The organism is Grimontia kaedaensis (genome assembly GCF_023746615.1).
Lineage (GTDB): Bacteria > Pseudomonadota > Gammaproteobacteria > Enterobacterales > Vibrionaceae > Enterovibrio > Enterovibrio kaedaensis.
The window spans coordinates 576,777-598,317 of record NZ_CP082275.1 but is presented as its reverse complement, the minus strand read 5'-3'; the positions used below and the strand labels follow the sequence as shown (position 1 = coordinate 598,317).

Annotated in this window: 10 protein-coding genes, 3 tRNA genes and 3 rRNA genes; 1 reads left to right on the top strand and 15 read right to left on the bottom strand. The window is 49.1% G+C overall.

What is annotated here, in order from left to right:
• Positions 1-67 precede the first annotated feature (67 nt).
• The 8 genes from mepA to K6Q96_RS02915 form a co-directional block, all read right to left on the bottom strand.
• Positions 68-916: a penicillin-insensitive murein endopeptidase gene (mepA, locus tag K6Q96_RS02950; protein WP_251877657.1), complete on the bottom strand. Its 849-nt coding sequence runs from the start codon at positions 914-916 to the stop codon at positions 68-70.
• 161 nt (positions 917-1,077) lie between these two features.
• Positions 1,078-3,009 carry a TonB-dependent receptor domain-containing protein gene (locus K6Q96_RS02945; RefSeq protein WP_251877655.1) on the bottom strand — a complete coding sequence of 644 codons (1,932 nt, stop codon included), beginning with the start codon at positions 3,007-3,009 and terminating at the stop codon, positions 1,078-1,080.
• A gap of 155 nt (positions 3,010-3,164) precedes the next feature.
• On the bottom strand, positions 3,165-3,869 hold the full coding sequence (locus K6Q96_RS02940; protein WP_251877653.1) for a response regulator transcription factor: 705 nt from the start codon (positions 3,867-3,869) through the stop codon (positions 3,165-3,167).
• 108 nt (positions 3,870-3,977) lie between these two features.
• Positions 3,978-4,844 carry a sugar phosphate isomerase/epimerase family protein gene (locus tag K6Q96_RS02935; RefSeq protein ID WP_251877651.1) on the bottom strand — a complete coding sequence of 289 codons (867 nt, stop codon included), beginning with the start codon at positions 4,842-4,844 and terminating at the stop codon, positions 3,978-3,980.
• 1 nt (position 4,845) lies between these two features.
• The gene (locus K6Q96_RS02930; RefSeq protein ID WP_251877649.1) at positions 4,846-6,117 is read right to left on the bottom strand and encodes a DUF6005 family protein; all 1,272 of its coding nucleotides are present in this window, start codon (positions 6,115-6,117) and stop codon (positions 4,846-4,848) included.
• 9 nt (positions 6,118-6,126) lie between these two features.
• Positions 6,127-7,383 carry an AMP-binding protein gene (locus tag K6Q96_RS02925; protein ID WP_251877647.1) on the bottom strand — a complete coding sequence of 419 codons (1,257 nt, stop codon included), beginning with the start codon at positions 7,381-7,383 and terminating at the stop codon, positions 6,127-6,129.
• Positions 7,384-7,390: 7 nt separating this feature from the next.
• Entirely contained in the window at positions 7,391-9,112 is a 1,722-nt protein-coding gene (locus tag K6Q96_RS02920; RefSeq protein WP_251877645.1) for an IucA/IucC family protein, read from the bottom strand.
• A complete protein-coding gene (locus K6Q96_RS02915; RefSeq protein WP_251877643.1) occupies positions 9,099-10,889 on the bottom strand; it encodes an IucA/IucC family protein in 1,791 nt (596 codons plus the stop codon). The genes K6Q96_RS02920 and K6Q96_RS02915 overlap by 14 nt, the downstream gene beginning before the upstream one ends.
• Positions 10,890-11,041: 152 nt before the next feature.
• On the opposite strand from K6Q96_RS02915, the gene K6Q96_RS02910 reads away from it, so the two are divergent.
• Entirely contained in the window at positions 11,042-12,457 is a 1,416-nt protein-coding gene (locus K6Q96_RS02910; RefSeq protein ID WP_251877641.1) for an MATE family efflux transporter, read from the top strand.
• Between the two features lie 461 nt (positions 12,458-12,918).
• Here K6Q96_RS02910 and K6Q96_RS02905 read toward each other — a convergent pair.
• From K6Q96_RS02905 to clpB, 7 genes are all read right to left on the bottom strand, one after another.
• Positions 12,919-12,995 (bottom strand) — tRNA-Asp (locus K6Q96_RS02905).
• A gap of 15 nt (positions 12,996-13,010) precedes the next feature.
• Positions 13,011-13,126, bottom strand: a 5S ribosomal RNA gene (rrf, locus tag K6Q96_RS02900).
• Between the two features lie 129 nt (positions 13,127-13,255).
• Positions 13,256-16,143, bottom strand: a 23S ribosomal RNA gene (locus K6Q96_RS02895).
• A gap of 349 nt (positions 16,144-16,492) precedes the next feature.
• Positions 16,493-16,568, bottom strand: a tRNA-Ala gene (locus K6Q96_RS02890).
• Between the two features lie 33 nt (positions 16,569-16,601).
• A tRNA-Ile gene (locus K6Q96_RS02885) sits at positions 16,602-16,678 on the bottom strand.
• A gap of 67 nt (positions 16,679-16,745) precedes the next feature.
• A 16S ribosomal RNA gene (locus tag K6Q96_RS02880) occupies positions 16,746-18,298 on the bottom strand.
• Together the 16S, 23S and 5S rRNA genes with 3 tRNA genes alongside form the textbook arrangement of a ribosomal RNA operon.
• A 648-nt stretch (positions 18,299-18,946) precedes the next feature.
• Positions 18,947-21,520, bottom strand: coding sequence for an ATP-dependent chaperone ClpB (clpB, locus tag K6Q96_RS02875; protein WP_251877639.1), 2,574 nt, complete (start codon positions 21,518-21,520; stop codon positions 18,947-18,949).
• Between the last annotated feature and the right edge of the window lie 21 nt (positions 21,521-21,541).

The following is a 21,541-nucleotide window of genomic DNA, read 5'->3' as shown; positions in this document are numbered from 1 at the left end:
ATTACTGGGTTAATGAAGAAAAGCGCCTTTCGGCGCTTTTCTTGTATCTGGGCATTGGCTAGGGAAATTACTGGGTTAATACCACCTCACACTGACCCGGTTTTATCTTCACCCGCTTTATCTTGGTGGTGGTCGCTACTGTTTTTATCTCGTCGACAGGTTTCGGACGCCAACTGATCAACTCCGCACCGCAACCATCACCCGCTGGCGGTGCATTCTGGGAAATACAGTTTAAGCTTCCCTCCGGACATTGAAGCCTGACATGCATGTGGTAATGATGTCCCCACCAAGGGCGAACTTTGCGCAGCCAGTTTCTGTCTTCCCATGCCATTTCACACAAGGTTTCTTTAATCACAGGGTGGACAAAAATACGTGCTACTTCAGGCTCAGATGCCGCCACTTGAAACAGGATGGCATGCTCTTTCATCCAGTTATCACGTTTAAGCGCGTAATTCTGCAAATCCACCAAGCTAACAGCCGTTGGGCTTTCCAGAGAATCTTTGGTTAGCGATTCCGGCGCAAAGCTCAACCATATATCCGTATCTAATCCAGTCTGGTGGCTGGAATGGCCTTTGGTGAAATTACCACCGCGCGGCATTGAAATATCCGCAATCATCAAATCGCCCAGGCCAAAGCCTTTGGTTTTCTTGGCCAACTTAGTGAGATAGGCAATCATGTTCGGGTGGCCGTAATAACGGTTCCTTGAAGGGCGAATAACCTGATACCCCTCACCTTTCAGTGGCAAAGCTTCACCGCCACTCAAACATCCATTGGCATAACTACCAATCGACTGCTCAACGCCGAGATAAGGCTCCTGTACCTCCTCCCAGGGATTTGCACCTGCTGGTGACATGGCCATCCAGAATCCGAGAAGAAACATGCAGATAAAAAGGATCATCAGAAGGTCTTTTTTCATGGTGTCATCGCCACTGAAGTTATCTATTGAAGCTTAGCAGTCAGGACTTAGGACAATCAGAGAAGGTTACGGGAAGTGGAAAATTCTGCCGAGAAGATCAAAAACAGGCGGGCAACATAGAAGAGAAAACAAAGGGGAGCCAAGCTCCCCTTCATTGAGACTTAGAAGCCCCAGTTCAGTCCCAGACGGATGTTACGACCCGCTTCGAGTGGACCGTTGTAATCTTCGCTAAGGCTAGATTGATCACGGTAAGCCTTATCAAAGACGTTTTTCACTGACGCTGTCAGCGTCAGGTCTTCACCGGAAATTGGCAGCCACTGTGCGTAAATGTCATGTACGCCATAGCCAGGTTTTTCTTCAGTACCTTCTGGCACATCTGTCAGGCGGTCAACAAAGCGGCCTGTCCAGCCAAACTCCAGATCGTCGTTAGCATAGTAGCTCAATGAGGTTACCAGCGTGTCACCGATAGAAGTACCGATGTTCATGCTGCCATCGTTGAGTGGCTCACCGTTAAATTCAGGTTGCGCTCGACTGAAACCAATCGTCGCAGTCAGGCTATCCAGCTGGTATGCAGCGGTGATGTTGAAGCCTTTGTTGTCCAGAGTGCCACTGTTTTCGTAAACCGTCTTTTCACGGTCAACAACGTCTTCAATTTTGCTATCAAAGACCTGAGCTGATACATAACCGTTATCGAAGCTCCAGTTCACGGTAAACTCGGCATTTTTCGCCGTTTCGCCTTTACGATCCTGCGAGCTGTACACATAGTCCAGCAGCCAAAGTTCGCCCACTTGAGGACCACGGAAGGCTTCTGCGTATCCCAACACGACATTCAAGTCTTTGGTGATGTAGTAAGTCACTGCGGCATTCGGACTGAAACCGTTGTCTGAAATATCGGTGCCTTCAGAGCGGGTATCGCCATCACGAAGGTCTTCATCCAGAGAATAACGGTCATAGCGAGCACCCGCGCTCAGAACCAGTGATTCTGTTGCGTTGTAGTCACCCTGAACGTAGACACCAAACTGATCACCCTTATCTTCAAACGTTTGGCTACTGCCGCTGAACGTCGATGTGTCCTGACGGAAATCCGTACCGTAAATTACTGTCAGCTTTTCAAACGAGGAGGTGTTGCGAATGTCACCGCCGACGGTTTCAGTGTTCCCCACATAAGTGCCCCAACGCGGGTCATTCAGACGCTCAAGCTCAAGGTCGGTGTAGTAGACAGTGGTATCGAGGTTCAGCCAGTTGCTGTTTGGCGCTAAAACATAATTCAGTGTCGCAGTATCACGATAGGTTTCTTGCTCAAGCGGATAGTTTTTAACGAAGTCACCCATGTGAGGACGGGCATAGCGTGTTGCTTTGTCTTCTTTGCGCTCGTAGCTGATGATAATTGTTTGGTCTTCAGTCAACTCACCAACGACTTTAGCGAATCCGGAGCCATTACGGAAACCAGTGTACTCTGCCGTGTCGCCGTTACCATCTTTATAGTCATCTTGGTCGTTATAACCCAGAGAAGCCAAGACACTCACACTATCCGTTATTGCACCATAACCACTGGCAGTCGTTTTAAAACCATCAGTGTTGTCGTTAAAGACAGTTTTTACACGCCCACCGAAGTTTTCACCTGCGGCCAAAAGCGCACGTGGGTCTTTTGTCTTCATTCGAATGGCACCACCCAACGCACCGGCACCGTCAGTCGCGCGGCCAGCGCCTGCAGAAACCTCAACCTGCTCGAGCAGTTCAGGCTCGACAAACAGGCTACCTTGGTGGTGGAATAGCGAACCTGACTGAACCGCACCGTCAATGGTCACGTTCAGCATGGTGTCTTCGAGACCACGAACATAGACTTTCTGTGCATAGTCAGTGCTACCACCTACAGAGACTTCAGCACTTGAACGGAAGATATCGTTCAGGTCGTTTGCCTGAATGGCATCCAACTGATCAGAATCGACGAATACTTCTGGCGCTGCCTGAGTGTTTCCAGTGACGACGATAGTTTCGTGGTCATCAGTATTGGCGATGGCAGATTGAGAAAACAGCGCGGCGATAACAGCCGCACTGAGGGGAGAGATTTTAAAAGAGCTTCCTTGAAACATTACAACGTCCTGCAACTACAATGATAATGATTCGCATTATTATTCATTGATACGTTGTGCTGTAAACGCCTTTTACAACTGTTACAAAGTCAGCCTAATAAAACTAATCTATTGATAAGTATGACATATGTGAAAATAGCGCCAGATGGCGCTATTTAAGAGAAGCAATATCCTTTTCCATGGGCGGTCTGTAATCGCTCAGCCGCCATGCCGACCCCCACCAGCTTCTTTCGCACTCTGCTCAAATGCATATCAAGACTGCGATCGTATTTTTGGAAGTCCCTCGCCAATACCTGCCTGTAGAGAAAGTCTTTGGATAACACCTGATGCTGCTGGAACACCAATGTCCAGAGCAATTTGAACTGAATGGGTGTGACAGAGACTTGCTCTCCATCATAGAAAACTGTCTGATATTTTCTGTCCAGAACCAACTCGTCCACCACCAATTGGGTTTTGCTTTCTTTCGCAGGTATCTGGGCACTTCGCCTTAACACGGCAGCAGCACGCCAAACGATTTCATCCAGAGGCTGCTGTCTCGTTATATAGTCATCAGCGCCAAACAAAAAGCAGTTCATGCAATCATGATGATTGTAAGTATCATCTAGCATCAGAATCGGCGTTGCAGTCTCCTCCCGGTAGCGTTTCAGCAAACGAAAACCTTCCATTTCCGGCAGGTCGGCAGCAAAGATGACAAGATCGAGATTGGTGGTTCGATAGATGTCTGAAGCCTGTGAATCTGAGACACAACGCCTGATGGCAAAGCCTTTCTCATTGAATCGATGTATTAGCTTTTCGCAATACGCTCGATTTCTGTCAACAATCAGGATTTGCCCTGCCGATGGAGCACTGTGTAGGGACATTCGATTACCTAATGGTCAATAACTCTCAAACGATAATGATTACGATTATCAATATCATCAGTTAAAGTTAAAGTTCAAACCTGCCCTGTAGCGATCAATATCACATAATCAGGTTAAATAATCTGGGCAACCAACAACTCTTGATGAGTTCTCTCTCAGTAAACTCAGTTTCATCTCTTCCAATGCCGCTTTGTCATCCAATAATGTCTGTTTAACATTATGTCCAAACCATTCCAATGAAGCCGTCGCTGCAGGCTTACCGAGCACCTGTGGCAAGAACTGTTGGTAGTCCATTGCCCCTTCAAGCAACGGCACCATGCCGTATCGACTCCCTGCTGGCGAGTAGACGTTTTCCGGAGAGAAAACGGTTAGCAGTTCGCGCGACAGCACATTCTTAAGGTGATAATGACCAACGTGCTCCTCGACCTGCCGGTGAAATTGAGCTGGATCCTCGCCGGACTCCCACACATGCAAGGTGTCGTAATTAAGCTTCAGTGCTGGATGATCAACTTCTTCAATCAACTGCACGATTGATGATGAGGTGTCGGCCAACGTACCGGGATGGGTTTCTACCAACACATCCAACCCCTGATCGGCGGCGTACTCACAGATCCCTCTCAGGCGCTGAGTCATTTCTTTGCGCGCTATTGCTCCCACTTCGCTACTCGCTTGGTGACCGGCAAAAGTGCGTACCTTCTTGGTATCCCACTGTTTTGCCAATCGACAGATATGACGGCATTTTTGCCAGGCATTGCGCTTATCACCCGCAATGGGCAAATAGTCACTCAACATGGAAATCGATAGTCCCATGTCGTTTAGCCACTTGGCATCATATTGCGGCTGTGCCTCCAGGCTCAGGGCATGAGCTCCCCAAAGCTCAATACCCTGAAACCCGTGGCAACAAGCCCACTCCGCCAGATTGTCCATTGAAACAAGCTGGTGTCGGAATGAAATGGTACAGATTGAAAGCTGCATATCAGGCAACCTCTACTGCCGCTTCAAGCGGTAAATCGTTCAGCTCGCACCAATCACGATAGACTTCGTTGAGGCGTTTTTTGATGCGAAACTCCGTACGATCCTGCTTATTCAACAAGGCATAAATCTCGACCTGCAGATCCAGATCGCCAGTTTCTGCCAACTTCATAATTTGGTATTGGATCCGACTATAGGTTTGGATGAGCTCTTCAATCACATCACACCAGATCTCAAAATCATCATCAGGCAGACCAAGCGCGCGCCAGAAGAAAGCAAAGCCGTGCTCATAGGCATATTTACGCACCGCAATCACCCGAATTTCACGCAATGCCAATGATAGGTCCGTGAGTTTTACCCCTGCATAACCGCGGACATGAGCATCCAGAATGCGTCGAATAGAACTCGTCAGCGGATTACCGTCAGCAATAAAGCACGCCTCAAAGTAAGCTTGAACATCGCGATCATTCGCATGCTGTAAACCGGTTTCATCCAGCAGGTAGCCGCCTGCTACACTCGGTTGGGAAATCGCATTGAAGATACGCGCGCTTTCGAGCTCACCTTCCCAACGGAAATCCGGATCGGACATAAACAGGGTTTTCGGATCATGGGTGTTCTCAAGCATCACATAGTGCGGAAAAGGGTTCTGGTTGAACTTATTCTCACGCTCCGGTAATTGATACATATCCAGCATCACCATTAGGTGTGAGGTTTCTGCTTTGGTTGCCAACAGACGCTGCATTTCTTCAATGTTGTCTTGTTTGGTTTTGCCTTCGTCATACCAAGGAGCCAGTGCCACACCATACAGGCGGTGGTACCAATCAAGGAAACTGCCATGGTTTATCTCGTCGGAGTGGTATTGAAGCTGGTAGTTCTCACTGATGGTGAAGGTCGCATCCCAAACGCCGAAGTAAAACGGACGGTGATCAATGCCTTTTCGCTTCAAGGACTCACAGACGCAACTGACAAAGCAATGTACTTTGACGTCTTCAAATTCTTCCTCCTGCGCTTTTAGGGCAGGCTCATTACGCTCAATGCGACACAGGAAGTCCGCCAGACTGGAAACCGTCGCATAGTCTGCCGCGGTAATATTTTCCTCCGGCACGGTCAATCCCAGATCCAACTCAAGGTGCAGGATTAGCTGAAGGATAAGCACCGAATCCAGATAAAGGTCTTCATTCAGCCTTGCACTCTCACTGAATTTTTCCATGTGGGCATTTTGCATGTTGTCGCTCAATACCTGGCGAATGGATGCAATCAATTGTTCGCGTTCCATGGGCGCTCCTTAACCTATCGCTGGAATGGAAATTTTGCTTTGAGACAGCACGTTACGGTTGATCTTTCCGTTGGCCATCTTTTCAATCACTGTGCATTGCTCGATATCGACGGGCAGTTGGTAGGATGCCAGCCGTGTCGAACACCATTTTCGGATCCGGCTTGGTTCTAGTGCATCGCTTGCTACAAACTGCAGACAGACCCGTTCACCTGATAGCGGATCAGAGCGTTTGAAGACCACGGCTTCGGAGATCTCTGCGATCTCAAGTACCACGTTCTCAACATCCTGTGGGTACACATTCAGGCCAGAGACATTAATCATGTCGTCTGCACGGGAAACGAAGATCAACTGACCCTGATCATCGAAATAGCCCAGATCTTTGGTGAAGATGATGTCATCCCCTTTTTGCACCACGATCTCTCCCGGTCTTGACGTGTCGATACCGGCATTGACCTTGAGATGTCCAAGCGGGGTACCGATGTGATTCGCCGCCTTGGTATCCGAGTTAATGGCAATGCAGCCAGCTTCTGAACAGCCATATTGCTGGAAGACATGTTTGGCTTTTTCACGCAACGCCTCAAACCAGGCTTTGGGTAACACAGTGCCCGAGGTCATCACGGCATTCAGTTGTTGGCCTTTCGGGTAAAGCTGCACCACTGAGTGAATCAAAGCTGGGGACGAATACAGCAAATGATCCGGCGTCGTCATCAGCTTTTTCAGCAGGAATTTCGGGTTAATGTTGTTAATGATGACTGGTGATTGACCACGCTTCAGTGCCACAAATACACCGGCAATCAAGCCATAGGAATGGGTGATCGGGCAGGCAATCAGTGGAGTCATCTTGTTCGGCTTTTTGAACTTCGCGACGTAGCTTTCTACTTCTTCGTCGATTGAAGACCAGCTTCGGGTGATCACCTTTGGCTCACCGGTGGTGCCGGAGCTGGTTTGCACCAGCACAGCCACGTCATCATCACCTTCTTGCTGAAGCGACATCGCAGGTTGCCCTTGTTCAAATAGCAGGACGTGGCACTGGGCGCGTGTTGCTAATCGTTTGGCAGCAAGACGGGGCGTCGGGGCGAAAATGGGGTAAAAAGAGCCGCCATTGGCTTTAAGGTACAAACACACCGCCAGCAGATAAGCTGGGTCTTCTGTGCAAACAGCAAAGCGCTTCCCTGCGCAGCTGCCAAGTTCAGGGTGTGAGCGGAACGCTTCGTTACTGCGCTCAAAGAATTCATGACTGAAAAAGTCATCATTTACGTAAATCATAACGTCCCTATTTTTGAGAATATTTATGAAATGGGTTGGGCACCAAGTGGTGACACTCAGCCTGGCTTCCTTTGAACTTTCGGGTCATCAGAGACTCCGTCAGTACCTGCGCCTCGGTGTAGCCAAGTTGCTGCAAGCGGCTATCAAGTTCTGGGTGGTCATCGGCATAGTCTTCAAGCTTTTGGCCTACCATGTTCCAAAAGCTTTGTTCGCTCATGCCGTAGCTTTTTTCTATGAGGAAAGAGACCTCTGTCAGGCTGTAAATAAAGAGGGTGTCCATCACCAACTCACGCAATAACTCCACCGAACTCATGCCGTAGTAGTCATCGATAGGAGCACGTGCGAGGAAGGGTTCAATGGCAGCAAAGTCTGGTAACCATTCTGGATTGGCCAGAAATGGCAGGTGATATTCCACGCTTTCATGGAAATCCCGCACTATGACTCGTTCCGGCCAACCATCACGATGAACCAGCACCATGTTCTGACCATGAGGTTCAATACCAATGCCGTGTTTAACCAGTAGGTGCCATACAGGAAGCACCACGACATCGATTAAACGGCTCAACCAGATATTCAAGCCATAGGTTTCTACCCAACCAGCAATGAAAGGTAAGCCGTCGTCTTCAAGCATCATCAATGCGTTGAAGGGAATCGCTGACTCACCCTCACGCAATTTGGGCTGCACACTTTCGCGGAAGATAACCGCTACTTCTGAAGCGAGCGGAGACGTTTCAGAGGTCTTCCCCGGCACATGGAAACGGGCACCTGCGTACTCTTCCAAAATAGAGAGCGCCGACAGTTCGAAGTCACTTTCAATAATTCGGTTGAGCCAAGTCGAAACCACTGGCGCCATACAAATAGAGTGCGGTGCCAATGTGCGCTTCGATGAGGTATTCACCATGCTCAAAGACAATTTGATATTGGCTCTATCGGAATAGCTGGCGTTCATCAAGGTGCGAACAGATTGTGATGCGGTGTATTGATCAGCTCCCAAGCCCAGAAATATGAGGGTTTGATCCGCAAGTGGCTCAAGCAATTGTTCTTGCCTCAACTGTTGCCATTGCCATGGATGCATGGGCAACAGCGAATATTCATCCCAACTTTTGTTCTGTGCACTCAATGCCCCAGATAATCTTAACCATTGAGTTCGGCCAAGCTCTCTGAGCCAGAAAGCGTCATGGGGTTGTGGCAAATTTTGTTTGATGTGAGTGCGCTTAACGGCGAGCCAACATAGGTAGAAGGGCTTGGAAGATTCAGGGCCGTAAGCTTCATGATCTGCAGCACTGAATCCGGTACGCGCCTTGAAGGAAGGATGGTATGGATGTCCTTCATCAAGCGAGCCTTCCAAGGTTTCAAACTCTTGGTAGCGACGGGATTCAGGCTTACTGACGTGTCGACGGTTCCACTCGCAAAGGGCAGCTGTTTGTGAGAACTCCTCGGCAAGCGCGTATTTGGTTTTCTCTGTTGCAGGTAAATCTTCAATTATCTGCTGCCAATGCGCAGAAACATTGGCGCGAACACCATCGATACATAGCGACTGAATATCGAGTCGATAGCGACCAAATGCGCCTCGCTGACCTGAGATAAGATATTCTCTTTCCCCAAGCTTCCAAGCAAACTTCCCCTCTTTGTCAGAGATGTCGACGCAATTTTCAAACAGTACCGCTTCTAACAGTTGCTTAATGACTCTTTCAATCGCTGACAAATTCTGGCTATTAGGCAGAGGCATAATTCACCTCCATCGGCTCTTCCAGACAAGTCATCACAAGCGGGTTGGAAATCGTGCAGTAGATAGCTTGTTCGTTGTCTGCCAGCAGTTCATCAACATCATGAACACGGGTTAACAAGTTGGCTTTTACCGGGATAGCTGATTCTGACAGTAGCTTTTCGACAAACAGTTTTCCCGCACCGGAAAGGGTGTTTCTCAGCGCATAGAGCCTCTGCTGAACGAAGCTGATAAGTATTCGCTCTTCAACCAGACCATCTGCTCCCATGCGGCCAATGATGGAGAACAAATGGTTGATGAACAGGTAATAAGCAAAACGATCGCAGATAACATCGTCATCGAAATAGAGAGAGTCTACGGTGACAGAATCCGGCTCCATAGTTTCCAGATATCCACGATACGCTTTGGAAAGATAGAAGCCTTGGTTATCACGGAAGTAATAAACCGATGGAAGCCCCTCTTTCATCTCAATCACACTGTTTTGCTGGTGAGCTTCAAGCGCAATGCCATGTTCGTCATAAAGCGCAATCATTGGCTCTATGGCGCATTCCCAGTATTTGGCAAACCACTTAATGGCAATGCGCAGGTAATCTGATTCATTTCGGTTCGCAAGCTTGCTGATGACGTCATAAAGCATCGAGCTTTCACCTGGCATTGGAGACTGAGTCAATGCCGCGATGGTAACCACATCTTGAGCCTTGCCCTCTGGGAAAGGATTTTCGCGTATGATGACTTCAAAACCACTTTCTTCCTGACTAGGCAAATCGACCGTGATGTATGCGGGATCAGTAATGACCTTGAAGCAGGCATGGCGCTCACTAAAACCCGTTTTGCGATATAGTGTCGCCATGACCACACCAGCATCCAACTCATGGCGTTTGTTAACACGCAGTGAGTTGGTGATTTTTACTGGCAGGGAGAATTTGTACATCCAATTCAGATTCGGGTGATAGAGAGAGCGCACAGAAGACGTAGCGGTAAACTCAGGGCCATAACTTCCCAAATCCTTAATATCGCCCGTCTTTATCAACGCTCGAATATCGTTTTGATGAAGAAGCCACTGCGCTTGAAGAGGATGCATGGGAACCACAATATGGGTTTCTGGTTTATCCGCCGCAGCAGGCAAAGATTCAGTGATCACTTCTTCTGCGGTCAACGGGATCGCAGACCGTTGCTTGATCAGAGCACGATCAATACTAAAGTAGTGAAGGGGAAAGCGCCCTTTTGTTTCAGGTGCATAGAATGCGTGATGATATTCCAACATTCCCTGACGGCTTTTCGGTGTAGGATGTTGCCAGTGACCAAAAAGCAATGATTGTTCAGCGTCAATGAAATTTGGCTTGCTGAGCGATGGATCGCCACGACGTTCTTCAATGTACTGCGTCATTAGTCTCTGGCTTTCAATCACACGCAGCATGAGCTCTTGCTTGCATTCAAAAGCGGCTGACTTTGCGTGGAAGATCCCTTCGATAAGTTGTTGTAAAGCATGCGTCTCTGAGATCACTTTCCAAGAGAACTTATCAACTTGAATCAGTACTTTGCCTAATCGGTGATTCCCGACTAATGAGCGGTATTCAACATTTACGGCAAGCTTTCCTACTAAATGTGGCAGTGAGATTTCGACAATCCACTTGTCTTTTGCCGCATCTCCAAATCGGCCCACCGACATCTGCCAGCGTGAAGCGGGAGACCAATCCCCAGCATCGACCTCTTTCAGATAACAGTTAAAGAATGCTTGAAAGGATGCTTTCTCTGCGATGTTGCTGGCTATCTGACTCACGTTTCCCTCGCCTTATACCAAGCGCGCCTAAATGGCGTTTAATCTGATAAGGCGACGGATCCTAATTGATATTAATTCTCATTACACTAAAAGTTACCATTGTTACAACACGTCATAAGGTAAGTCCCATATCACCTTTAACGCAGGTGAAGATGGCATCCTCTTCACGCATCATGACCGTCCATTATTCTCTCTACACAAAGATTATGACTTCCAAGAACCGTGTGTTGGACGCACCGATAGTCTCGACCTTCTTCTATTTCGCCATTCCCTCATTTATTGGCCTCGTTGCTATATCCAGTGCAAGCATTGTTGATGGGATGTTTGTCGGCAGATTTCTGGGTGCTGACGCGCTAGCGGCCATCAACCTACTCATTCCTTACATCACGTTTGTTTTCGCCGTGTCTTTGATGATTGCAATTGGCGGGACTGTTCAAGCTGGGGAACATATAGGCAAGGACGAACTTGATAAAGCCAATGCAGCCTTCACGCAGTCAATGTTAGGCGCATTAGGGTTCAGCGCGTCGATGGCTATTATCAGCTCCATCTTCAGCACAGAACTCTTTTACTTTCTAGGCGCCCCAGTTTCACTTCATCCGCTCATGGAGCGCTATTTCAGTGTTCTCACCGTCTGTATGATTGTCCAGCTGACCACCATGGTCCTCTATTACTTTGTACGCGCTGATGGGTTCCCAATGCTCGCAACCGCCGCGCTTATGTTAGGCGCAGCGACCAACATTACTCTTGATTACGTTTTCCTGGGAGTGCTGGGACTTGGGATAGAGTGGGCAGCGTGGGCAACAACCTTTGCACAGCTACTTCAGCTTTCGGTACTTATTTTCTATTTCGCAAAACCTTCGAGAACCTTGTCGCTCTCTAAGGCAGGATTAGAGATAAGGAAGTTTGTGAGCGCGCTTATCAACGGCGCCTCGGAATTCATCAATGAAATTTCCGTAGGTATCGTTATCTTCACCGTACATTGGTTACTGATGAAAAATGGCGGTCAGGAAGCAGTGGCGGGGTTTTCAATTGCTAACTACATTTTGTTCGTCAGCATGATGATGTTCTACGGCGTGGTCGATGCTATCCATATTTTAGTCAGTCAAAACAAAGGGGCGGGTAACCTACATCGTATCAATCGCTTCATGGCACTCGCTGCAACCACCATTGTGTTTATTAGCAGTGCCTTGGTTTATCTTTGCCTCGTAAAGCCCGATACAGTTACCGAGCTTTTCCTGACAGATTTGGATGAGAAAGCATCTTCACACGCTCTCAGTTACATCGCCATCATTTGGCCATGTCTGATGCTAAGCGGAATTAACGTTCTTATTTCCGCTTACTTCACCGCAATGCAACTGCCAAAACAATCAGCAGCCATCGCGTTGAGTCGAGGATTGGTACTGCCTGTTTCACTGATCTTCGGTTTGGTTATTTTCTTTAAAGATCAGCACTTCATTACTGCGCTTCCTCTCGCCGAATTCTTTACCCTCCTCATTGCCTGCGCTCTGTTTATCAGGCAGCAAAAGCACATAAGTATAAAAAGGCCTCTAGCAACCAATAGCGCTTAAACGACAAAGCCCTGCTGAACCAGCAGGGCTTTAAATAGTATCGAGTCATCTTCCTACCTGTCCTTCGACAATCAACACCTACAGCAACCTGCCCAGTTGAATCACGAATTCATGATCATCCTTTAAAGAAGACTCAAACCACAAAGAAGCGAATCTGAGGATGAGGATGAGGATGAGCAGCAAAAAGGATCTTCTAGTCGCGCACAGTAAGTGGTACTTACTTCTGGCACGGCAGCTCAAAGTGAGCAGAATTATTCTGGATCGCAAATAGCAAAAAACCTCAGCATTTCTGCTGAGGTTTCTTTAAGAAGTAGCGGAACGGCCGGGCTGGAGCACCAGTGGGACTCAACGGCGACGCCTAGTTGCGCGCGTCCAGTGCCGCGACCCAAGGTGCAAAGCACTTTTCTGGGGGCGCATATAGCAAAAAACCTCAGCATTTCGGCTGAGGTTTCTTTAAGAAGTGGCGGAGCGGACGGGACTCGAACCCGCGACCCCCGGCGTGACAGGCCGGTATTCTAACCAACTGAACTACCGCTCCACACTTAAATTGGAAGCCTGGCGATGTCCTACTCTCACATGGGGAGACCCCACACTACCATCGGCGCTGTTACCTTTCACTACTGAGTTCGGCATGGAGTCAGGTGGGTCCATAACGCTATGGTCGCCAAGCAAATTCTGCTAAGTCTTCACCTTTTTAAAAAAGGTAAAAACCAAAATCTTGGAAAGTGACTGTCTTTGTTCTCGTTCTTACACATTCAACGTTCTTATTCGAGTCCGTCAAAACCCCTTGGGTGTTGTATGGTTAAGCCTCACGGGCAATTAGTATCAGTTAGCTCAACGCCTCGCAGCGCTTACACACCTGACCTATCTACGTCGTCGTCTCCAACAACCCTTTAGAGGACTTAAAGCCCTAGGGATGACTCATCTTGAGGCTCGCTTCCCGCTTAGATGCTTTCAGCGGTTATCGATTCCGAACTTAGCTACCGGGCAATGCCACTGGCGTGACAACCCGAACACCAGAGGTTCGTCCACTCCGGTCCTCTCGTACTAGGAGCAGCCCCTCTCAATCATCCAACGCCCACGGCAGATAGGGACCGAACTGTCTCACGACGTTCTAAACCCAGCTCGCGTACCACTTTAAATGGCGAACAGCCATACCCTTGGGACCGACTTCAGCCCCAGGATGTGATGAGCCGACATCGAGGTGCCAAACACCGCCGTCGATATGAACTCTTGGGCGGTATCAGCCTGTTATCCCCGGAGTACCTTTTATCCGTTGAGCGATGGCCCTTCCATTCAGAACCACCGGATCACTATGACCTGCTTTCGCACCTGCTCGAACCGTCATTCTCGCAGTCAAGCGGGCTTATGCCATTGCACTAACCTCACGATGTCCGACCGTGATTAGCCCACCTTCGTGCTCCTCCGTTACGCTTTGGGAGGAGACCGCCCCAGTCAAACTACCCACCAGGCACTGTCCTCAACCCCGATAAGGGGCCTAAGTTAGAACATCAAACATACAAGGGTGGTATTTCAAGGTCGGCTCCACACAAACTGGCGTCTGTGTTTCAAAGCCTCCCACCTATCCTACACATGTAGGCTCAATGTTCAGTGCCAAGCTGTAGTAAAGGTTCACGGGGTCTTTCCGTCTAGCCGCGGGTACACAGCATCTTCACTGCGATTTCAATTTCACTGAGTCTCGGGTGGAGACAGCGTGGCCATCATTACGCCATTCGTGCAGGTCGGAACTTACCCGACAAGGAATTTCGCTACCTTAGGACCGTTATAGTTACGGCCGCCGTTTACCGGGGCTTCGATCAAGAGCTTCGACCGAAGTCTAACCCCATCAATTAACCTTCCGGCACCGGGCAGGCGTCACACCGTATACGTCATCTTTCGATTTTGCACAGTGCTATGTTTTTAATAAACAGTTGCAGCCACCTGGTATCTGCGACTCTCAATAGCTCCATCCGCAAGGGACTTCACCGTCGAGAGCGTACCTTCTCCCGAAGTTACGGTACCATTTTGCCTAGTTCCTTCACCCGAGTTCTCTCAAGCGCCTTGGTATTCTCTACCCGACCACCTGTGTCGGTTTGGGGTACGGTTCCTGATAACCTGAAGCTTAGAGGCTTTTCCCGGAAGCATGGCATCAATGACTTCACTACCGTAGTAGCTCGACATCGTGTCTCAGTGTATAGCGTCCCGGATTTGCCTAAGACACCCACCTACGCACTTGAACCTCGACAACCGTCGCGAGGCCCACCTAGCCTTCTCCGTCCCCCCATCGCAGTTATCAGCAGTACGGGAATATTAACCCGTTTCCCATCGACTACGCCTTTCGGCCTCGCCTTAGGGGCCGACTTACCCTGCCCCGATTAACGTTGGACAGGAACCCTTGGTCTTCCGGCGAGGAGGTTTTTCACCCCCTTTGTCGTTACTCATGTCAGCATTCGCACTTCTGATACCTCCAGCAGCCCTTACAGACCACCTTCAACGGCTTACAGAACGCTCCCCTACCCAGATATAAATATCTGCCGCAGCTTCGGTGTATCGCTTAGCCCCGTTACATCTTCCGCGCAGGCCGACTCGACCAGTGAGCTATTACGCTTTCTTTAAATGATGGCTGCTTCTAAGCCAACATCCTGGCTGTCTGAGCCTTCCCACATCGTTTCCCACTTAGCGATAACTTTGGGACCTTAGCTGGCGGTCTGGGTTGTTTCCCTCTCCACGACGGACGTTAGCACCCGCCGTGTGTCTCCCGGATAGTACTTACTGGTATTCGGAGTTTGCAAAGGGTTGGTAAGTCGGGATGACCCCCTAGCCTTAACAGTGCTCTACCCCCAGTAGTATTCGTCCGAGGCGCTACCTAAATAGCTTTCGGGGAGAACCAGCTATCTCCGAGTTTGATTGGCCTTTCACCCCTAGCCACAAGTCATCCGCTAATTTTTCAACATTAGTCGGTTCGGTCCTCCAATTGATGTTACTCAATCTTCAACCTGCCCATGGCTAGATCACTCGGTTTCGGGTCTACGTCATGCAACTTATTCGCCCAGTTAAGACTCGGTTTCCCTACGGCTCCCCTATACGGTTAACCTTGCTACATAACGTAAGTCGCTGACCCATTATACAAAAGGTACGCAGTCACCTAACAAGTAGGCTCCCACTGCTTGTACGTACACGGTTTCAGGTTCTATTTCACTCCCCTCACAGGGGTTCTTTTCGCCTTTCCCTCACGGTACTGGTTCACTATCGGTCAGTCAGGAGTATTTAGCCTTGGAGGATGGTCCCCCCATCTTCAGACAAGATAACACGTGTCCCGTCCTACTCGTTTTCACGTTAAATAAGCCGTCGTGTACGGGGCTATCACCCTGTATCGCGCCACTTTCCAGAGGCTTCCACTAACTCATAAAACGCTTAAGGGCTAATCCGGGGTCGCTCGCCGCTACTGCCGGAATCTCAATTGATTTCTTTTCCTTCGGGTACTTAGATGTTTCAGTTCCCCGAGTTCGCCTCCACACACCTATGTATTCAGTGTGGGATACTGGCTTATGCCAGTGGGTTTCCCCATTCGGACATCCCAGATTCAAATGGCTGTTACTGCCTTATCTGGGCTTATCGCAAGTTACTACGTCCTTCATCGCCTCTGACTGCCAAGGCATCCACCGTGTACGCTTAGTCACTTAACCATACAACCCCAAGAGGTTTCGTATGCTCAAACAACCAAGGCGTTCTAATAAGAACATGTTCACCCTTTTTGCCTCTGCTTTTTCTTAAAAAGCGGAAACATAAAGCGATGAACGATTTCGCCGGACTCAAATATTGTTCATCACTTCCTAAGAAGGATGAAACCAAGAACACTTGAATGTGTTTGGTGTTAATTCCGAAGAATCAACATTTGAGAACTTTTACAAACAAACTCATTGAGTTTGTTTAGTCAGCTTTCCAGATTTTTAAAGAGCATGTGATGTGTTCTAGCGAACAACCACTTTTTAAGAACACTTAGCACTCTCTGTTTAGAGAAGTGTGCTTAAAGAGTGGTGGAGCTATGCGGGATCGAACCGCAGACCTCTTGAATGCAAATCAAGCGCTCTCCCAGCTGAGCTATAGCCCCACATCGATACTTAGTGCCACCAACCGAATCGATTGGTGGGTCTGAGTGGACTTGAACCACCGACCTCACCCTTATCAGGGGTGCGCTCTAACCACCTGAGCTACAGACCCATCTAAGTATGTTCTTTATCTTTTTGACCGTAGCAATCTGTGTGGACACTAGCATTAATAGTATCGTTAAGGAGGTGATCCAGCCCCAGGTTCCCCTAGGGCTACCTTGTTACGACTTCACCCCAGTCATGAACCACACCGTGGTAAACGCCCTCCCGAAGGTTAAGCTATCTACTTCTGGTGCAGCCCACTCCCATGGTGTGACGGGCGGTGTGTACAAGGCCCGGGAACGTATTCACCGTGGCATTCTGATCCACGATTACTAGCGATTCCGACTTCATGGAGTCGAGTTGCAGACTCCAATCCGGACTACGACATACTTTCTGGGATTCGCTTCACATCGCTGTCTCGCTGCCCTCTGTATATGCCATTGTAGCACGTGTGTAGCCCTACTCGTAAGGGCCATGATGACTTGACGTCGTCCCCACCTTCCTCCGGTTTATCACCGGCAGTCTCCCTGGAGTTCCCGACATTACTCGCTGGCAAACAAGGATAAGGGTTGCGCTCGTTGCGGGACTTAACCCAACATTTCACAACACGAGCTGACGACAGCCATGCAGCACCTGTCTCAGAGCTCCCGAAGGCACCAATCCATCTCTGGAAAGTTCTCTGGATGTCAAGAGTAGGTAAGGTTCTTCGCGTTGCATCGAATTAAACCACATGCTCCACCGCTTGTGCGGGCCCCCGTCAATTCATTTGAGTTTTAATCTTGCGACCGTACTCCCCAGGCGGTCTACTTAACGCGTTAGCTCCGAAAGCCACAGTTCTAGACTACAGCCTCCAAGTAGACATCGTTTACGGCGTGGACTACCAGGGTATCTAATCCTGTTTGCTCCCCACGCTTTCGCATCTGAGCGTCAGTCTTTGTCCAGGGGGCCGCCTTCGCCACCGGTATTCCTTCAGATCTCTACGCATTTCACCGCTACACCTGAAATTCTACCCCCCTCTACAAGACTCTAGCCTGCCAGTTCAAAATGCGGTTCCCAGGTTAAGCCCGGGGCTTTCACATCTTGCTTAACAGACCGCCTGCATGCGCTTTACGCCCAGTAATTCCGATTAACGCTCGCACCCTCCGTATTACCGCGGCTGCTGGCACGGAGTTAGCCGGTGCTTCTTCTGCCGCTAACGTCAAACACTGCACGTATTAAGTACAATGCCTTCCTCACGGCTGAAAGTGCTTTACAACCCGAAGGCCTTCTTCACACACGCGGCATGGCTGCATCAGGCTTGCGCCCATTGTGCAATATTCCCCACTGCTGCCTCCCGTAGGAGTCTGGACCGTGTCTCAGTTCCAGTGTGGCTGATCATCCTCTCAAACCAGCTAGGGATCGTCGCCTTGGTGAGCCTTTACCCCACCAACTAGCTAATCCCAACTGGGCCCATCCGGTAGCGAGAGGCCCGAAGGTCCCCCTCTTTGGTCCGTAGACGTCATGCGGTATTAGCCACCGTTTCCAGTGGTTATCCCCCTCTACCAGGCAGGTTCCCAGCCATTACTCACCCGTCCGCCGCTCGCCGCCCAATAAATCATCCGAAGAATCTTTATTGTCGCTGCCGCTCGACTTGCATGTGTTAGGCCTGCCGCCAGCGTTCAATCTGAGCCATGATCAAACTCTTCAATTAAAGTTTTTGGCTCGATGAAATACTGTTGTGTTCTAACCCCTCTCTACAAAGTAAAGAAAGAGCAGAACGAATTGACTGTGCCGATAACTCCGTAGAGTTTTCGTTTGGTCACTCAGTAAACATCGATAAATCTTTTGTCTATCAATCACGAGTGCCCACACAGATTGCATAGGTCAAATTGTTAAAGAACGTTGACTTGAAGAAGCGTCGCCTCTCACCGTCAGGGCTGCGAATTTTACGCTGCCGGGCGATGAAGTCAAGAAGAAATTTTGAGATTTTTCAGCATTGCTTTCGCAACCCTCAAAACACCTTGTTGACTCACCTCTTCGCCGCACTTTTCAATGCTTTGATGATGAGGTTTTCGCGTTTCGACTTGGTGGGCATTTCCTTATTGGGAGCCGCTTGCCGTGTCGATGGGGCGCATTATAGGGAGGTCTCGAATTCTGGCAAGGGCTTTTTTAAACTTTTTTGTAGAAAAGTCATCGTTTGAGTATCTTTTGTGCGAAAGGCTTATTTCCACACATTTTACCCACATCAAGCCCACAAAAAGCTGTGGGTAACTTTTAAAATCGAGGGAAGCACCTGGATATAGATAAAAGAAAAGAGGCCTATTGGGCCTCTTTATGTTCTTACTCTTTAAGCCTGTCTTTATTGCACAGCTTTTATTTGCTCGTCTTCGACAATCAGTTTCACCGGCAAGCCTGGTTTCACTTCTCCGCGAAGAATAGATTGTGCCAATGGGTTCTCGACACTTTGCTGAATGGCGCGCTTAAGTGGGCGAGCACCATACACTGGGTCAAATCCCGCATCAGCGATAAGCGTTAGTGCCTCGTCGGTGACTTCCAACTTCAGGTCACGCTCAGCCATACGTTTTGCCAAATGCTCAAGCTGGATACCGGCGATAGACTTGATGTGCTCCTGACCCAATGGATGGAAGACCACTGACTCATCGACTCGGTTAATGAACTCTGGGCGGAAATGTTTGCCCACCACATCCATCACCATGGCTTTGATGCCATTGTAATCCAGTTCACCAAAATGTTCCTGAATGCGATCAGAACCCAGGTTAGAGGTCATAATCACCACAGCATTGCGAAAATCAACGGTACGACCCTGACCATCTGTCAGACGGCCATCATCCAACACCTGTAGAAGAAGATTGAAGACATCAGGGTGCGCCTTCTCTACTTCATCCAATAGAATGACAGAATAAGGACGACGGCGAACTGCTTCTGTCAGATAACCGCCTTCTTCATATCCCACATAGCCAGGAGGTGCACCCACCAGTCTAGCTACTGAATGTTTCTCCATAAACTCTGACATGTCGATACGCACCATGGCGTCGCTGCTGTCAAAGAGAAACTCTGCCAGTGATTTACACAGTTCTGTTTTACCCACACCTGTTGGACCAAGGAACAGAAACGAGCCAATCGGGCGATTCGGATCAGCAAGGCCTGCACGACTACGACGAATAGCGTTTGCCACCGAGGTGACAGCCTCTGATTGACCAATCACCCGACCATGAAGCTCATCTTCCATCTGAAGTAGCTTTTCTTTCTCGCCTTCCAGCATCTTGGCGACAGGTATACCGGTTTGACGGGATAGTACTTCTGCAATCTCAGCGTCAGTCACTCGGTTTTTAAGCAAAGTCATTTCCTGCATTTCCGCCTGACTAGCCAGATCGAGCTGCTTTTCCAGTTCAGGAATACGACCATACTGCAATTCAGACATGCGGTTAAGGTCACCTGCACGACGTGCAATGTCTAAATCCGTGCGTGCCTGCTCTAACGCACTCTTGATGTGTTGCGTGCCGGAAAGCGCTGCTTTCTCTGCATTCCACACTTCTTCCAGCTCAGCATAGTCACGCTCTTTCTCGTCAATTTCACTTTGCAAGGATTCAAGACGCTTCTTACTTGCGTCATCGTTTTCTTTAGCCAATGCCTGTTGCTCAATCTTGAGCTGGATTAAGCGACGCTCTAATCGATCAAGCTGTTCAGGTTTTGAGTCTATTTGCATACGAATGCTCGACGCCGCTTCATCAATCAGGTCAATAGCTTTATCCGGCAGTTGTCTATCCGAGATATAGCGATGAGAGAGACTCGCAGCAGCAACGATCGCCGGGTCAGTAATTTCTACCGCATGGTGAAGCTCGTAACGCTCTTTAAGACCACGCAAAATAGCGACGGTGTCTTCAACCGTTGGCTCATCCACCAGCACTTTCTGGAAACGACGCTCAAGTGCCGCATCTTTTTCCACATACTGACGGTATTCATCTAATGTGGTTGCACCAACGCAATGAAGTTCGCCACGCGCCAATGCAGGCTTAAGCATGTTACCCGCATCCATCGCACCTTCTGCTTTACCTGCTCCCACCATGGTGTGGATTTCGTCGATAAAGAGAATGACGTTACCTTCTTCTTTCGCCAGTTCATTGAGAACTGACTTCAGGCGCTCTTCGAATTCACCACGATATTTCGCACCAGCAACGAGCGAGCCCATGTCGAGAGAAAGCACACGTTTGTTGCGAAGCCCTTCAGGTACCTCACCGTTGACGATACGCTGTGCCAGACCTTCAACAATGGCGGTTTTACCCACGCCTGGTTCACCAATGATTACTGGGTTGTTCTTGGTACGGCGTTGTAGCACTTGCACGGTGCGGCGAATTTCTTCGTCACGGCCAATCACCGGGTCGAGCTTGCCCTGCTCGGCTTTTTCAGTCAGGTCAATGGTGAACTTTTCCAACGCCTGGCGCGCTTCTTCCGCGTTAGGATCATTGATAGCCTGACCGCCGCGCACTTTATCAATCGCGTCTTCCACTTTCTTGGTTGTCAGGCCAAGGCTTCTGAGCAATTCACCCAAAGCACCTTTGTCTTCAACGGCAGCCAGGATAAAAAGCTCAGAGGAGATGTATTTATCTTTTCGCTTCTGGGACAGCTTGTCACACATATTGAAAAGCATGCCCATGCTGTGCGAGAGCTGGACATCGCCGCCAGTACCAGTCACTTTCGGCAGCTTGTCGAGCAGTTCACTCAGACTGGAGCGTAGTTGAGTCAGATCCACATTCAGGAGCGTCATCAGAGGACGGATGGTGCTGCTGTCCTGATTGAGGAGAGACACCATCAAGTGCACGGGCTCGATATACTGATGATCGCGCCCTAAAGCCAGTGACTGAGCGTCAGAGATGGCTAATTGGAATTTGCTGGTAAATCGGTCAAGGCGCATAGCCTCCCCCCTTTAATAATT